This window comes from Stenotrophomonas sp. SI-NJAU-1 (assembly GCF_020883215.1).
Taxonomy (GTDB): domain Bacteria; phylum Pseudomonadota; class Gammaproteobacteria; order Xanthomonadales; family Xanthomonadaceae; genus Stenotrophomonas; species Stenotrophomonas indicatrix.
In genome coordinates this window covers 1,871,568-1,886,170 of the sequence record NZ_CP086598.1, presented here as the reverse complement: position 1 = coordinate 1,886,170, position 14,603 = coordinate 1,871,568, and the positions used below count along the sequence as shown (strand labels likewise).

General features: G+C 65.2%; 12 protein-coding genes and 1 pseudogene. 7 read left to right on the top strand and 6 right to left on the bottom strand.

Annotated features, from left to right (window positions below):
* Positions 1 to 47: 47 nt before the first annotated feature.
* The 3 genes from LMF57_RS08790 to LMF57_RS08780 all read right to left on the bottom strand — a co-directional run bounded on the left by LMF57_RS08790 (position 48) and on the right by LMF57_RS08780 (position 4,234).
* Entirely contained in the window at positions 48 to 2,258 is a 2,211-nt protein-coding gene (locus LMF57_RS08790; protein ID WP_117310235.1) for a polysaccharide biosynthesis tyrosine autokinase, read from the bottom strand.
* Between the two features lie 60 nt (positions 2,259 to 2,318).
* Positions 2,319 to 2,753 (bottom strand): low molecular weight protein-tyrosine-phosphatase, encoded by a 435-nt coding sequence (locus LMF57_RS08785; protein ID WP_324255963.1) that lies wholly within the window; start codon positions 2,751 to 2,753, stop codon positions 2,319 to 2,321.
* 143 nt (positions 2,754 to 2,896) lie between these two features.
* The gene (locus LMF57_RS08780; protein WP_324255962.1) at positions 2,897 to 4,234 is read right to left on the bottom strand and encodes an undecaprenyl-phosphate glucose phosphotransferase; all 1,338 of its coding nucleotides are present in this window, start codon (positions 4,232 to 4,234) and stop codon (positions 2,897 to 2,899) included.
* 501 nt (positions 4,235 to 4,735) lie between these two features.
* Here LMF57_RS08780 and LMF57_RS08775 point away from each other — a divergent pair.
* From LMF57_RS08775 to LMF57_RS08745, 7 genes are all read left to right on the top strand, one after another.
* The gene (locus LMF57_RS08775) at positions 4,736 to 6,268 is read left to right on the top strand and encodes an aldehyde dehydrogenase family protein (RefSeq protein ID WP_229291240.1); all 1,533 of its coding nucleotides are present in this window, start codon (positions 4,736 to 4,738) and stop codon (positions 6,266 to 6,268) included.
* The gene (locus LMF57_RS08770; RefSeq protein ID WP_229291239.1) at positions 6,268 to 7,056 is read left to right on the top strand and encodes an SDR family oxidoreductase; all 789 of its coding nucleotides are present in this window, start codon (positions 6,268 to 6,270) and stop codon (positions 7,054 to 7,056) included. Before LMF57_RS08775 ends, LMF57_RS08770 begins: the two co-directional genes overlap by 1 nt.
* A 178-nt stretch (positions 7,057 to 7,234) precedes the next feature.
* Positions 7,235 to 7,519 (top strand): DUF4190 domain-containing protein, encoded by a 285-nt coding sequence (locus LMF57_RS08765; RefSeq protein ID WP_117310230.1) that lies wholly within the window; start codon positions 7,235 to 7,237, stop codon positions 7,517 to 7,519.
* A 4-nt stretch (positions 7,520 to 7,523) separates the two neighbouring features.
* Positions 7,524 to 8,294, top strand: a complete 771-nt coding sequence (locus tag LMF57_RS08760; RefSeq protein WP_229291238.1) for a class I SAM-dependent methyltransferase — start codon at positions 7,524 to 7,526, stop codon at positions 8,292 to 8,294.
* A gap of 9 nt (positions 8,295 to 8,303) precedes the next feature.
* The gene (locus LMF57_RS08755) at positions 8,304 to 9,359 is read left to right on the top strand and encodes a quinone-dependent dihydroorotate dehydrogenase (RefSeq protein ID WP_229291237.1); all 1,056 of its coding nucleotides are present in this window, start codon (positions 8,304 to 8,306) and stop codon (positions 9,357 to 9,359) included.
* An 8-nt stretch (positions 9,360 to 9,367) separates the two neighbouring features.
* Positions 9,368 to 10,432: a UDP-N-acetylmuramate dehydrogenase gene (gene murB, locus LMF57_RS08750; protein WP_229291236.1), complete on the top strand. Its 1,065-nt coding sequence runs from the start codon at positions 9,368 to 9,370 to the stop codon at positions 10,430 to 10,432.
* Positions 10,433 to 10,482: 50 nt separating this feature from the next.
* The gene (locus tag LMF57_RS08745; RefSeq protein ID WP_051584984.1) at positions 10,483 to 11,352 is read left to right on the top strand and encodes a DMT family transporter; all 870 of its coding nucleotides are present in this window, start codon (positions 10,483 to 10,485) and stop codon (positions 11,350 to 11,352) included.
* Between the two features lie 609 nt (positions 11,353 to 11,961).
* On the opposite strand, the gene LMF57_RS08740 is transcribed toward LMF57_RS08745, so the two are convergent.
* The 3 genes and pseudogenes from LMF57_RS08740 to LMF57_RS08730 form a co-directional block, all read right to left on the bottom strand.
* On the bottom strand, positions 11,962 to 12,969 hold the full coding sequence (locus LMF57_RS08740) for an aminoglycoside phosphotransferase family protein (RefSeq protein ID WP_117310225.1): 1,008 nt from the start codon (positions 12,967 to 12,969) through the stop codon (positions 11,962 to 11,964).
* Between the two features lie 141 nt (positions 12,970 to 13,110).
* Positions 13,111 to 13,913: pseudogene (locus LMF57_RS08735) on the bottom strand (APH(3')-II family aminoglycoside O-phosphotransferase).
* A 67-nt stretch (positions 13,914 to 13,980) separates the two neighbouring features.
* Positions 13,981 to 14,592, bottom strand: coding sequence for a TetR/AcrR family transcriptional regulator (locus LMF57_RS08730; RefSeq protein WP_229291234.1), 612 nt, complete (start codon positions 14,590 to 14,592; stop codon positions 13,981 to 13,983).
* Between the last annotated feature and the right edge of the window lie 11 nt (positions 14,593 to 14,603).

The window sequence follows — 14,603 nt, the reverse complement described above, 5'->3', positions numbered from 1 at the left end:
TCCCTGTCGGTGAGGGCATAGGTTAGAGCCCCCCCCCCTCGACCCATTCAGCGGGTCGACTTGTACTCGTAATAGCCGTAACTGTAGTAGCCGGTTGCCCGACGCTCGACCGCATTGAAGATCGCACCCTTCAACTGAACGTTGTTCTGTTCGAAACGCTTGCGGGCAAGCATCAGTTCCTTAGGCTGGTTCAAGCCAAAGCGCGCGACCAGCAGACAGGTGCCTGCATGATGGGCGATGACCGCCGCATCGGTCACCGCAAGAATCGGCGGTGTATCGATGATGACGAGATCAAAGCGCTTCTCCACCTGTTCCAGAAGCTCCGTGAAATTGCGGTGCATCAGCAATTCCGAAGGATTGGGAGGCACATCGCCTCGGGAAATGAAGCTCAGGTTATCCAGGCCCGGAACCGTACGAATGGCGTCATCCAATGAGGTCTTGCCAACAAGCACATCGGACAGGCCGGGGGTCTGGGTCGCGCCGAGGGCTTTGTGCAACGTGCCCTTGCGCATGTCCGCGTCTATGATCAGCACACGTTGGCCAGCCTGCGCGATCACCGCCGCCAGATTGGAGGAGACAAAGGTCTTGCCGGCGTTCGGGCTGGAACCGGAGATCAGGACGATGTTGTTCTTTGCCTCCAGGCGTGCGAAGTGCAGACTGGTACGCAGACTGCGCACCGCTTCGATGGCCAGGTCGGCAGGATCCTTCACCGCAAGCAGATGCAGTTTGCCGTCAGCACGGAACTTGCCACGCACCGAATCGGAACGTTGCCCAGGACTGACCGGGATCGAAGCATAGACCGGCAAGCCGATCTCCTCGATCTGGGACGGGTCCTCGACCCCACGGTTAAGCAACTGGCGCAGAAGGATCAAGCCGATGGAAAGAAACGCGCCCAACAGCGTGCCCACCAGCACCACCATCACCTTGCGGGGCCTCACCGGCTCGGTAGCATCCACCTCTGCGGCATCCACGATGCGCACGTTGCCGACAGTGCCAGCCCGCGCGACATCCAATTGCTGCGCTTGGTTAAGCATCGCGGTATACATCTCGTTGCTGACCTGCAGATCGCGGGTCAGCCCCAGAAGCTCCTGCTGTGCTTCCGGCAGTTGTTTTACCTGGCCCTGGAAGCCACTCTTGCGTGACTCCAGATCCCCGATCTGGCGCATCAATGCCTGATATGCAGGATGGTCACGAGTGAACTTGCGATCCATTTCCGCCTGCTGCAAGCGTAGCTGCTGGATACTGGTTTCAACCGCGACTTCCTGATCCAGCAACCCTTTTGTTTGAAGGGTCAGATCAACGGAATTGGCGCGCATCTGATAGGCACTCAATGCCTTCTGCGCAGTGTCGACCTGATTGCGGACATTGGGGAGCTGCTCTTTGACGAAGACCAGCTGCGCCGACGCCTCGGCGGAGTTCCGCTCGACGTTCTGCCTAACATAGGCCTGCGCAACCTGCTGCAGAAAGTCGCGAGCGAGATCGGGATTCGCGTTCTCGTAGGTAAGCGCAAGGATGCCGGAGTCTTTTCCTGCCTCGCCAACCCCAACTTCCAGCTGAAGGTCGCTTACAACACTGAGCCGACGATGGCGGATCACGCTGAATTGCATGCCGGGGTGAGCTTTAAGAGACTCGACCTGAATTTTCACCCCATTGCCAGTCGCCGGCTTGCCTGCCGTACCCGCCAGCAGCAGTTCACCGTCTTCGTTGAAGAGCTCAAAGCGCCCCCCCTCACCGGCGACCAGCTCCAACTCTGTAGCCAGCAAAGCGACAGGAACATCCAGCTGAAAGATCTGCAACTCTTCTCCGCCCCAGCCAAAGCCGGTCAGACCCAGGAGTGGCGGCGCCAGCTCACCCGGAGCTTGCTTTTCCGCGCGACGAGCAAAGTAGCTACCAAGCACAGGAAAACGTCTCGGAACAACTTCGATGTCCAGACGCAGCGCACTCACGGCGCTACCAACCACCGCTCGGGACTTGATCAACGCAATTTCGGTTGCTGCTTCTGCGGTGCCCGCATTGATACCCAACGACTGGCTCAGATCGGTCAAGCCCGGTAGCGAAGGCGTCTTCGGCTCGACCTGTACAATGGCATCCGCACGGTAGATCGGCGTTGCCAGAAACGCATATGCAGCAGATGCAATCAGGAATACGCCTGTGATGATGAGGATCCACCACTTGTGATCGACCAAAGTGCCTAAGAACTGGCGGAGATCGATCTCTTCAGCATCGTCCTGAATGATGGAGCGCGAGTCAGTGGTCATGTGCAGTAAGGTTCAGATAAGAAAAATAGTTAGTCGACTCAGGGAAGCATGCAGCAGCAGTCAGAGATGCCGTGCCCAGCTCTCAACACCCTCGGCCATCAGCCTGTAAACATGCTCGAACGCCGGGCGCTGCTGGCGGTACGGATCGGGAATTTCCCGGTCCTGCTGCCATTTGCCCAGCAGGAAGGTCTTACCGGAGGCCTGCGGCGCGACCTCGGCAATGCGATGGATATGCTTGCGCTCCATGGTGAGCACCAGATCGGCCGAGCCGAGAATGGCGTCGTCGATCTGACGAGCACGATGCGAATCACCGTTGAGGCCATGTTCGATCAACAACGCCTGTGCCGTGGCGTCGATGCCATGACCCACAAGTGCCCCCAAGCCGGCGGAGGACACCTGAATGCCCTTGCCCTCCAGGGACTGGCGGAGCATGACTTCAGCTGAAGGACTGCGGCAGATGTTGCCGACGCAAACAAAGAGAACGTTCTTGAACACTGACTCGGATCCTGTGGCATTCCGTGCGGCACCACCCGAAACGGGAGGGTGACAGCCCTACAGGATACCTTACATGCACATGACAATCGACGAAATTGTCAGGGAATTCATCACATTACGCACGGCACCCGCATCGCGCCGCGTCAATATGCCGACTTCTGCCCCAGCACCTTGAATGCGGTCATCACGATGATCCGCACATCCAGGGTCGGGCTCCAGCGGCGAATGTAGTCGATGTCGTACTGGACACGCTTCTTCATCAGGCGCAGTTCCGGGGTTTCCCCACGCAGCCCGTGCACCTGCGCCCAGCCGGTGATGCCCGGCTTCACGTAGTGCCGGTGCATGTAGCGGTCGATCAGCCGTTCATAGTGGTTGTTGTGCTGCACCGCATGTGGCCGCGGCCCGACCACGGACATGCTTCCGCCCAGGACATTGAAGAACTGCGGCAGTTCATCCAGGCTGCTGCGGCGCAGGAATGCACCAAACCGGGTGACGCGCGGGTCATTGCGGGTGGCCTGGGTGATCTTGTCCGAACTGCCCTCGGCGTGGACCCGCATGGAGCGGAACTTCAGCATCGAGAATTCTTTGCCGCCCAGGCCATGGCGACGCTGGCGGAACAGCACCGGGCCCGGCGAACTCAGCTTTACGCCGAGCGCCAGCACCACAAACAGCGGTGCCAGCAGGATCACCGCCACGCCGGCCACCAGAATGTCTTCCACACGCTTGGCCAGGCGGAAGTTGTGATCGGCCAAGCCCTGCCGGACCCCGATCATCGGCACGTTGCCGACCTGGTACACCCCCGGATTCAGGGCACCCCAGCCCGTGGTATCGGGGATCAGCCGCACCGGCACCGGGAAGCGTTCGATCTGCTTGAGCATGGCCTTGACATCGGCGGCATCGCCGGGCGCCATCGACACCCACAGTTGATCGAACTCACCGCGGTGCAGGTCCATGTAGCGCGGCAGGTCCTCCAGCGCGCCCAGGCAACGCGGCGCATCGCCACGGCGACGCGTGGCCAGGTCGCCCTGGGCGGAGAAGTAACCGATCACTTCCTTGCCCAGCTCAGGCTTGCCGCGCAGCAGCCGGTGCAGCTTCAGCCCGGATGCGCGAAGACCCACCAGCAGCACCCGTTCGCGGTCCAGGCCTCGCGAGCGCAGGCGGTGCAGCTGCACGCGCAGCAGCACGCGCAGGCCGACCATGCCGAGCAGCCCGGAACCATACCAGGTGAGCAGCCAACGGGTAGGCACGGCGCCCGCCATGTCCACCAGCACGGCATAGAAGGAGAACAGGCCGAAGCTGCATGACCAGGCCAGCAGCAGCACCCAGAGGTCCACCACCAGGCCGCGCGCGCGCCAGCCGCGGTACACCGGGCCGATCATGAAGCAGACCATTGCGCTCAGCAGGACGGCACCGAATACGACACGCTGCGACGGATCCGGGACTGCCGTACCGTAATACAGCACATGGGAGACCATGGCCATGATGGGGATGACGCACATATCCCCCAGCCGCAACGCCAGCTCGAGTGCTGCACGGGCCTCAACGCGGCGCCGCGCTCTGCTGGGTTGGCCGGAAAGCCCTTCTACGGATCCATGTAGCACGCGACTTCTCCTCTGACAGTTCCGCAGATCCGGGCAAGATCCAAAGCAGCGCTGGGCTCCCCTGCCGGCGCATGCAATTCGTTGCGGTTCGATTGACTACCGGGGGATTGTGTCCGAACTCCGTCACAAAAGATAGACACAGCCCGACGTTCTTCCGGCGCGGGCGACCGGAAAGCGAGACGCAGCGCACTGATAGTTATCACTTTTCCGGCACCGCCCACCTGCAAATCGTGACGGATCGCGTCAAGCCTTTGGCGCGCACCACCCCGCACTGCACCAAGGGTCGCCCCTCCCCTCTGCTACCATCGCCGGCTCAGTCCGTCGCGCCCCCACCTGCCCGCGACGGCACCAAACACAACGTAACGAAACACAGGAGTCTGCATGTCTTCCGAGCTGCTCAAGTCCCTTGGTCTGGACGCGATCAACGCTGGCACCTACCTGGGCAACGGGGAGTGGTCGAGCGCTAGCGGCGGTGAACTGATCACCCCGATCAATCCGACCACCGGCGAGCCGATCGCGCAGGTCCGCGCCACCACCGAAGCCGAGTACGAAACGGTCATCGCGCGCGCCCAGGACGCCTTCAAGGTCTGGCGCACCACCCCGGCTCCGCGCCGCGGTGAGGCCGTGCGCCTGTGCGGCGAAGCGCTGCGCAGGAACAAGGACGCCCTCGGGTCGCTGGTCGCGCTGGAAATGGGCAAGAGCAAGCCCGAAGGCGATGGTGAAGTGCAGGAGATGATCGACATCGCCGACTTCGCCGTGGGCCAGAGCCGCATGCTGTACGGCTACACCATGCACTCCGAACGCCCGGGCCACCGCATGTACGAGCAGTACCAGCCGCTCGGCCTGGTCGGCATCATCAGCGCGTTCAACTTCCCGGTGGCGGTGTGGGCATGGAACTCGTTCCTGGCCACGATCTGCGGCGACATCTGCCTGTGGAAGCCGTCCAACAAGACCCCGCTGACCGCCATCGCCTCGATGCGCATCTGCAATGAAGCGCTGCGCGATGCCGGTTTCCCGGACCTGTTCTTCCTGATCAACGACGCCGGCACGGCACTGTCGGAGAAGATGGTGGCCGACAAGCGCGTGCCGCTGATCAGCTTCACCGGCTCGACCCAGGTCGGCCGCACGGTCGCCGAGAAGGTCGCCCACCGCCTTGGCCGCTGCCTGCTGGAACTGGGCGGCAACAACGCGATCATCCTCGACGAAACCGCCGACCTGAAGCTGGCGATCCCCGGCATCGTGTTCGGCGCGGTCGGCACCGCCGGCCAGCGCTGCACCACTACCCGCCGCCTGATCGTGCACGAATCCATCCATGACGACGTGCTGGCCACGCTGGTCAAGGCGTACAAGCAGGTGGAAGGCAAGATCGGCGATCCGACCGACCCGGCCAACCTGATGGGCCCGCTCAACAGCGACGGCGCCGTGCAGCAGTTCCTGGCGTCCATCGAAAAGGCCAAGGCCAGCGGCGGCACCATCGAAACCGGCGGCACGCGCATCGACCGCCCCGGCAACTTCGTGCTGCCGGCCATCGTCACCGGCCTGAAGAACAGCGATGAAGTGGTGCAGCACGAGACCTTCGCGCCGATCCTGTACGTGATGAAGTACAGCACGCTGGAGGAAGCCATCGACATGCAGAACGGCGTGCCGCAGGGCCTGTCCTCGTCGATCTTCACCACCAACCTGAAGACCGCCGAGCGCTTCCTGTCGGCGGCCGGCTCGGATTGCGGCATCGCCAACGTCAACATCGGCACCTCGGGCGCGGAAATCGGTGGCGCCTTCGGTGGCGAGAAGGACACCGGCGGTGGTCGCGAGTCCGGCTCGGATGCATGGAAGGTCTACATGCGCCGCCAGACCAACACCATCAACTATTCGGATTCGCTGCCGCTGGCCCAGGGCATCAAGTTCGACCTGTGATGGCAGAGCGCGCGCCCCTGCGCGACGGCAAGCCGGTGATCGATTTCACCGGCCGCCGGGTGCTGATCGCCGGCGGCAGCAAGGGCATCGGCCGCGAAGTGGCGCTGGCCTTCGCCCGCGCCGGTGCGCAGGTCTCGGCCTGCGCCCGCGGCCAGGCCGGACTTGACGCCCTGCAGGCCGATGCGCAGGCCCAGGGCACGCAGCTGCACACCTTCGCTACCGATCTGGGCGACCTCGGCCGCATCGGCGCTTGGCTGCAGGCCGCTGCCGACGCACTCGGCGGCATCGATGTGCTGGTCAACAACGCCACCGGCTACGGCATGGCCGATGACGAAGACGGCTGGGCCGCCAGCCTGCAGATCGACCTGATGGCGGCGGTCCGCGCCTCGCGCCTTGCGCTGCCGTGGCTGCGCGCCTCGTCCGATGCCTGCATCCTCAACCTGTCCTCGATCGCCGCGCAGCAACCACGTCCCGGCGGCGCACCGTATGCGGCGGCCAAGGCCGCGCTGTCGCACTACACGACGTCGCAGGCCCTGGCGCTGGCACCGGACCGGATCCGGGTCAACGCCATCGCACCGGGCTCGATCGAATTTGCCGATGGCCTCTGGGATCGACGTCGTGTCGAAGATCCCGCCCTGTACCACGGCACCCTGGCGAAGATTCCGTTCGGCCGCTTCGGGCAGCCGCGCGAGATCGCCGATGCTGCGCTGTTCCTGTGTTCGCCGCTGGCGCGCTGGATCACCGGCCACGTGCTCAATGTCGATGGCGGCCAGGTGCTGATGGGCTGATACCGGCACCCCGGGGACTGCCAACCTCGGTTGGCATGCCGTTCGTCGACCAAGGTCGACGTCTACCTGGCTGAAATGCCGTTCGTCGACCAAGGTCGACGTCTACCTTCGTATCCGCCAGGCATGGGATTGCCCGGGCAGACGCACTATCATGTGCACACTGCCAAGGAGGACCCCGATGAGCGTGGCACCCCGACAGACAAGCACCCTGGCCGTGGTCAGCCTGGTCATGGGCATCGCCAGCTGGACCGTCCTGCCTTTCGTGGCCAGCATCGTCGCCATCATCACCGGCCACATGGCCCGCGCCGAGATCCGCCGCCGCCCGTACGAAATGGAAGGCGACGGCATGGCCGTCACCGGCCTGGTACTGGGCTGGGTGATGGTCGGCGCCGTGCTTGCCGCCATTCTCATCATCATCCTGTTCTTCGGTGGCCTGGCGTGGCTGGCGGCGGTGTCGAACTGACGCCATGACTGCCTCCGACAGCACTGAACGCTTCAGCAGCCGCGTGGCGGACTATGTCCGCTACCGCCCGGACTATCCGCCTGCCCTGATGGACTGGCTGCATGGCCCCATGGCCGTGGCAACCAGCGCACAGGTCGCTGACATCGGCGCCGGAACCGGCATCTCCAGCCGGCAGTTCCTGGCCGCCGGCCATCCACTGGTCGCCGTCGAACCCAACGCGGCGATGCGCGCCGCCGCCGAGCACTGGCTGGCGCCGCAGTATCGGCAGTTCTCCGCCGTCGATGGCCGCGCCGAGGCCACCGGGCTGGCCGATGCCAGCGTTGATCTGGTCGGCGCCGCGCAGGCCTTCCACTGGTTCGACACCGTGGCCGTGCGCGCCGAGTGGCAGCGCATCCTGCGCCCGGGCGGCCTGGCGCTGATCTACTGGAATTCGCGCCTGCTCGATGCCAGCCCGTTCCTGGTCGGCTACGAACAACTGCTGCTGGACTACGGCACCGACTACACCGCCGTGGCCGAACGCTACCAGGACGACGCCACCATGCAGGCCTGGTTCGGCTCCGGCCTGCGCGGCATGGTGCAGCTGCCGAACGTGCAGCACCTGGACCTGGACGCCCTGCGCGGGCGCCTGCTGTCTTCTTCGTACGCGCCGCAGCCCGGCCATCCGCGCCACGCGCCGATGCTGGCTGCGCTGCAGGACCTGTTCGCCGCCCACGCGGTCGACGGCCAGGTCGCTTTTGAATATCGAACCCGAGCCTTCCTCGGCACGCTGGACTGAAACCAACGCATGTATTCGCTTGCCCGCCCCTTCCTGTTCTCGCTCGACGCCGAACGCGCCCACGGTCTTGGCCTGTCCGCCCTGGACCTGGCCTATCGCACCGGCACCACGCCGCTGGTGGCCGCACGCATCGCGCCGATGCCCAGCACGGTGTTCGGGCTGACGTTCCCCAATCCGGTCGGCCTTGCTGCCGGCCTGGACAAGAATGGCGAGCACATCGATGCACTGTTCGCGCTGGGCTTCGGCTTTGTGGAGATCGGCACGATCACGCCGCGACCGCAGGCCGGCAACCCCAAGCCGCGCCTGTTCCGGCTGCCGGCGCACAACGCGATCATCAACCGCATGGGCTTCAACAACGCCGGCGTGGATGCGCTGGTACGCAACGTCGAACGCGCGCGCGACCGGCGCGGCCTGCTCGGCATCAACATCGGCAAGAACAAGGACACCCCCAACGAACAGGCGGCCGATGACTACATCGCCTGCATGGACAAGGTGTACCCGCTGGCCGACTACATCACCGTCAACATTTCCTCGCCCAACACGGCCGGCCTGCGCGAGCTGCAGGAAGAGACCGCGCTGCGGCAGCTGGTCAGCCAGCTGCGTGAACGCCAGGAAGCGCTGGCCGCGCAGCATGGCCGGCGCGTGCCGATGCTGGTGAAGGTGGCCCCGGACCTCAGCGAGCGCGACATCGACGCCGCCGCGCGCGTACTTGGCGAACTTCAGGTGGACGGCGTGATCGCCACCAACACCACCATCGACCACAGCCGGGTTGCCGGCGATCCGCTGGCCAATGAAGCCGGTGGGCTGTCCGGCGCACCGGTGCTGGAACAGTCCACCCTGGTACTGCGCCGCCTGCGTGCACGCCTGCCCGAATCGGTGCCGCTGGTCGGTGTCGGCGGCATCCTGTCCGGCGCCGACGCGGTGGCCAAGATGGCCGCCGGTGCGGCACTGGTGCAGTGCTACAGCGGCCTGATCTTCAAGGGCCCGGCATTGGTCGCCGACTGCGTGGAGGCGATCCGCCGCCGACGCGAGGCGCCCAGCCGCGGCGCGGTGGCCCCCCTGTGAGCACGCCCATGGACGACTCCAACAACGCTGCAGCACCGCTGCGATGGACCCTCACCCACAACGCGCCGCTGCAGGCCCTGAACACGTTCCACGTGCAGGCCAGCGCAGCGCAGTTGCTGGAACTGCACGATGCCGCGCTGCTACCGGAGGTTCTGGCATTGCCGGAAGTGGCCAATGGCCCGCTGCTGGTGCTCGGCAGCGGCAGCAATGTGCTGATCGCCGAGGACCTGCCCGGCACCGTGCTGGTGTTCGGCAACCGCGAAATCAGTTTCCTCGAACACCGTGCGGACCACGCCGTGATCCGCGCCGGTGCCGGCGTGTCCTGGCACGGGCTGGTGATGTGGTCGCTGCAGGAAGGCCTGTCCGGCCTGGAAAACCTGGCACTGATTCCCGGCACCGCCGGCGCCTCGCCGATCCAGAACATCGGTGCCTATGGCGCGCAGGTCGGCGAGTTCATCCAGACCGTAGAGGCCTGGGACTGCCAGGAAAGAACCTGGGTACGGCTGGACAACGAACAATGTGGCTTCGCCTACCGCGACAGCGTGTTCAAGCAGCAGCCGGACCGCTACCTGATCACCGCCATTGAACTGAAACTGCCGCTGCTGCACGACCTGCGCATGGGCTACGCCGGCATCCGCGAAGAACTGCAGGCACAGGGCGTGGAACTGCCGAGCGCGGTGGACGTGGCCAATGCAGTAATCGCGATCCGTCGCCGCAAGCTGCCCGACCCCGACGTACTGGGCAACGCAGGCAGCTTCTTCAAGAACCCGGTGCTGCCACTGGAACAGGTGGAGGTGCTGCTGCAGCACTTCCCCGAGCTGCCGGTGTTTCCGGCGGACCGCGACGACCGCCGCAAGGTCTCGGCGGCCTGGATGATCGAATCCTGTGGCTGGAAGGGCTTCCGCGAGGGTGATGCCGGTGTTGCGCCCAGCCATGCGCTGGTGCTGGTCAACCACGGCAGCGCCACCGGCACTGAACTGCTGGCGCTGGCACGGCGGATCTCTGCCTCGGTACTGGAGAAGTTCGGCGTGCCGATCGAACCGGAGCCCCGCCTGCTCGGCGCACAGTGGTGAGCACACCCGCCCTACCCGCCAGCGCCACCCCATTGCGGGCGGCGCTGCTGATGCTCGGCAGCACCATGGCGTTCGGCCTGATGGCGGTGGCGATCCGCTACGCCACCCGCTACGTGCCGACCCAGGAAGTGGCGTTCTTCCGCAATGCCTTCGGCCTGCTCGCCCTGCTGCCGATGCTGCTGCGCCCAGGCCATGCACCGTTGAAGACCCAGCAGCTGCCGCGCTATTTCCTGCGCAGCGCGATCGGCCTGGGCTCGATGCTGTGCGCGTTCTGGGCATTGGGCCACCTGCCCCTGGCACAGGCCGTTTCGCTGTCCTACTCCACCCCGTTGTTCGTCACCATCGCGGCGGTGCTGTGGCTGGGCGAAACGGTACGCGTACGGCGCTGGGCAGCGGTGGTGGTCGGCTTCATCGGCGTACTGGTGATCGTGCGGCCGGGCACCGCCGGCTTCACGTCCGGCAGCCTGATCGCCGTGGCCGCCGCCGTGCTCAGCTCGCTGGTGGCGATCCAGATCAAGCAGCTCACCCGGATCGACAGCGCCGACACCGTGGTGCTTTACACCTACGTGTTCTGGGTGCCGCTGTCGCTGATACCGGCCTTGTTCGTGTGGGTCTGGCCCACCGGTATCGCCTGGCTCTGGCTGCTGGCCACTGGCGTGCTGGGCACCATCGGCCAGTTGCTGTGGACACGCGCACTGCGCCTGGGCGAAGTCTCCGCGTTGACCCCGATCAGCTTCCTGCAGCTGCCGCTGGTGACCTTGTGTGGCTGGCTGTTGTTCGCAGAGACGGTGGATCGCTGGACGATCATCGGCGCCGGCATCATCCTCGCCGCCAACGCCTACATCGCCCATCGCGAAGCGGTGCTGTCACGGCGTGCAGCGAGCGTCGCCGCGAGCGCAGCGGCCAAGCCGGCAGAGTAAGAGGTCCGGCCGGGCTGCGCCCGGCACCCGTGGTAGTGCCGGCCGCTGGCCGGCAACCTCAACAGCAACAGCCGAAGCAACAGCAACAGCCGCATTGACTGGGGATGGCGGGGTGGTGTCGGATTGCGGGGACGCCGTAAATACGTCCCTGTAGGCTTGGCAGCCGCATCCATGCGGCTGACACCCCGCAATCCGACACCACCCCACCTCTGACAGTTTCCAGGTGTCTGGTAGATCCACGCCATGCGTGGATGAATCTCCATCGAAATCGAATATTTCGACAATTGATCAAATGATCGAAGAGCATCCACGCATGGCGTGGATCTACCGTGTCGACCAAGGTCGACACCCACCAAGAGCAGGCCATGCCATCCCGACAGATTACGGAGCTCTGTCGAAGGCGGGGTGGGTCCGGTTGCGGGGGCGTGAGCGCCATGGATGGCGCGACCGAGCCTCCATGGATGGATTTACGGCGTCCCCCGCAACCGGACCCACCCCGCCATCCCACAGGAGGCCAGCTTTTGCTTTTGCTGTTGCTGTTGCTGTTGCTTCGGCTGTTGCAGTTGCTTCGGCCTCTGCAGGTGCCGGGCGCAGCCCGGCCGCCCCCCCCTACAGCACCTGGTACGCGCGCTCGGCCGCATCGAACACATTGCCCGGCGCGAACTGCTCGCCCAGGTAATGCAGTGCTTGCCGGTGCTGCTGCAACGAGCGCTGCGCCGCGCCGGGGCCCAGCAGCATCTGCTCGAATTCGATCAGGTCCTGCAGGATGCGCCAATGCCGATACCACGCAATCCAGCGCGGATCGCCCAGGTCGCTGCCATAGCCTTCGGCGAAGCCCAGCGGATGCTCGCGCCCCCAGCGACCACCTACCGCGGCGCCGACAAACATCAGGTCACGCTCGCGTGGGGCCAGTGCCAGGCCGTCCCAGTCAATCAGGTGCAGCGCATCGTCCTGCCCCATCAGCAGGTTGCCCGCGTGCAGGTCGGTGTGGCACAGCCGCAGCGCCGGTGCTTCACCCTGCAATTGGCGATGCAGCGCTTCGGCACGCTGGTGAAGTTCGGCGATGCGCGGCCGCTGCTGCTGCCACAGCGCCAGGAACGCACTGCCGGATCGATCCTGCGCCTGCGCCAGCGTAGACGGATCCCGCAACCATGCCCCCACCGTGTCGACCGCTGCGGTTTCAAGCCGCAACGTCGGCAGGGCCTGGCGCAGCGCCGGCGGAATCTCGGCCTCATGCAGGCGACGCAGCACTTCGCCCAGCTGGCGCCATTGCGCACGGCTCAGCGGTGCCTCGAAGCCCGACTGCCCTTCGATGTAGGGGAACAGCGTGAACTGCAGGCCCCAGCGCTGCACCGATGCGCCGCCGGTCAATGCCGGCCACGGCGCAACAATCTCTTCGATGCCCAAGGTGCCACGCAGCCAATGCAGGCTGTCCCACACCGCGGGTGCCACCTGGAAGTTGCGGCACTTCAACCACCAATGGTCGTGGCGGGCATCGATGCGGAACACGCACGCATTGGCGTCGGCGCCCACCGGACGCGGCACCACCGCCGTCGCGTTGATGTCGTAGGACTGCTGCAGGACTTCAACGATCTGCTGCGCCGAAGCGAATGACATGGATGCAGGCGTGCTTTGGTGACGACACCTACTATCGCAGATGGCCTTGCATCCGCACAGGCAATCCGGTCACAACATCGGCGTCCCGAGTCGAAGACCGATCGTGCCGCGCCCTGCTGCAACTGCGGATCCTGCATGCACCTAGAAGAACTCGTCCAGCAGGCGGTAGAACGCGAGCCGGCGCTCATCGGCACCGATGCCATAGCGGGCCAGCAAGGGTGCAACCCAACGGGTGTCGCCATAGTTGTGGACCAGGCTGCGTGCGGCCAACGCCAGGTCCTGGCAACGATCAGCCACACCCAGCCGGCCGCAATCGATGAAACCGCTGAAGCGGCCGTCGACCGCCATCAGATTCGGCAGGCAGGCATCGCCGTGCGTCACCACCAGATCCTCATCCGCCGGACACGTTGCGATCAGTTCGGCATACACCTGCTCGGCGCTCTGGCCCAGGCGCTCATCGTCGAAATCATCCGCATCGATCAACCCTGCGGCAACGCGCGCAGCGACCTCCGGCAAGCGCGATGCGAGGCGATGATCGAACGGACAACCGGCAACCGGCAGCGCATGCAGGGCGCGCAGCGCGTCAGCCAGCAGCACGACCACCTGGGCGGGTGCCAGCGTCGGCGACGATGCCAGGTCATGGCCGGCAACGCGCTCATCAGCAGCCAACGCCGCCCGCCCTCTTCTGCCGTATCCAGGACCGTTGGCACCGGCTGTCCCTGTGCCCGCAGCCAGCGCAGACGCAGGATTTCGCCCTCCAGTTCGCTGAAGGCATCGATCACTTCCGATTTCAGGAACGCATCCGGCAACCCTTGACGTCGCACCCGCGCCACATCGGCGCGCGACACGCCGATGCCCTGCATCTCGATGTCGGCATCGTGCCACGTGTTCCGCCACTGCGACGGCAAGGGCATGGCCCCATCCACATTCGCTGCTGTTCCCATCCCCCCTGCTCCCGTTGCGCCGGCGGCCTGGATTGTCTCCGAACCGTACACTGTTGCGCCACGCGGCTTACACCGCGTAGAAGCCCAGGAACATCGCCACCGCCGACTCGGCCACGCGCGTGCGTTCGGCCTGTGCCAGCGGCGCCTGGCCCATCGTCACCTGCGGCCAGAACGCGAAGCTCTTCACCAGGCCCTGCAGCTGATGGCCGGCGAATTCCGGATCGACCTGGCGCAGCCGCCCATCGGCAATCGCCGCACGGATCCATGCGCTGACGCCGCTCTCCTTCTCGCCCATGCGGCAGACGATCGCCTGCGCACGCTCGGGCGAATGGATGATCTCGGCCATCGCCACCCGTGCCAGGTCGATGAAGTTGGCGTCGCCCAACAGGTCCAGCTTCTGCCGCAGCAGCTGCAGCAGCTGCACATCCAGCGGCTGGTCGGCGCGGTACGGCAGCTCGACGCTGGCCACGCTGCTCTGCCACAGCTCTTCCAGGATCAGCGCGAACAGTTCTTCCTTGCTCGGGAAGTGGTTGTAGACGGTGCGCTTGGACACGCCAGCCACCGCCGCGATGCGATCCATGCTGGTCGCCTCGTAGCCGGCCGCACGGAACTCTTCCACCGCCGCGCGGACGATGGCCTCGCGTTTGCGATCGGTAAGGCGTTGCGGGGTACGGGGCATGGCGGAACCAG

What these genes read in the sequence shown, in the direction of transcription:
- LMF57_RS08790 (WP_117310235.1), bottom strand. Translation starts at nt 2,258, where the DNA reads ATGACCACTGACTCGCGCTCCATCATTCAGGACGATGCTGAAGAGATC.
- LMF57_RS08780 (WP_324255962.1), bottom strand. Translation starts at nt 4,234, where the DNA reads ATGGCCATGGTCTCCCATGTGCTGTATTACGGTACGGCAGTCCCGGAT.
- LMF57_RS08775 (WP_229291240.1), top strand. Translation starts at nt 4,736, where the DNA reads ATGTCTTCCGAGCTGCTCAAGTCCCTTGGTCTGGACGCGATCAACGCT.
- LMF57_RS08770 (WP_229291239.1), top strand. Translation starts at nt 6,268, where the DNA reads ATGGCAGAGCGCGCGCCCCTGCGCGACGGCAAGCCGGTGATCGATTTC.
- LMF57_RS08765 (WP_117310230.1), top strand. Translation starts at nt 7,235, where the DNA reads ATGAGCGTGGCACCCCGACAGACAAGCACCCTGGCCGTGGTCAGCCTG.
- LMF57_RS08760 (WP_229291238.1), top strand. Translation starts at nt 7,524, where the DNA reads ATGACTGCCTCCGACAGCACTGAACGCTTCAGCAGCCGCGTGGCGGAC.
- LMF57_RS08755 (WP_229291237.1), top strand. Translation starts at nt 8,304, where the DNA reads ATGTATTCGCTTGCCCGCCCCTTCCTGTTCTCGCTCGACGCCGAACGC.
- murB (WP_229291236.1), top strand. Translation starts at nt 9,368, where the DNA reads ATGGACGACTCCAACAACGCTGCAGCACCGCTGCGATGGACCCTCACC.
- LMF57_RS08745 (WP_051584984.1), top strand. Translation starts at nt 10,483, where the DNA reads ATGCTCGGCAGCACCATGGCGTTCGGCCTGATGGCGGTGGCGATCCGC.
- LMF57_RS08740 (WP_117310225.1), bottom strand. Translation starts at nt 12,969, where the DNA reads ATGTCATTCGCTTCGGCGCAGCAGATCGTTGAAGTCCTGCAGCAGTCC.
- LMF57_RS08730 (WP_229291234.1), bottom strand. Translation starts at nt 14,592, where the DNA reads ATGCCCCGTACCCCGCAACGCCTTACCGATCGCAAACGCGAGGCCATC.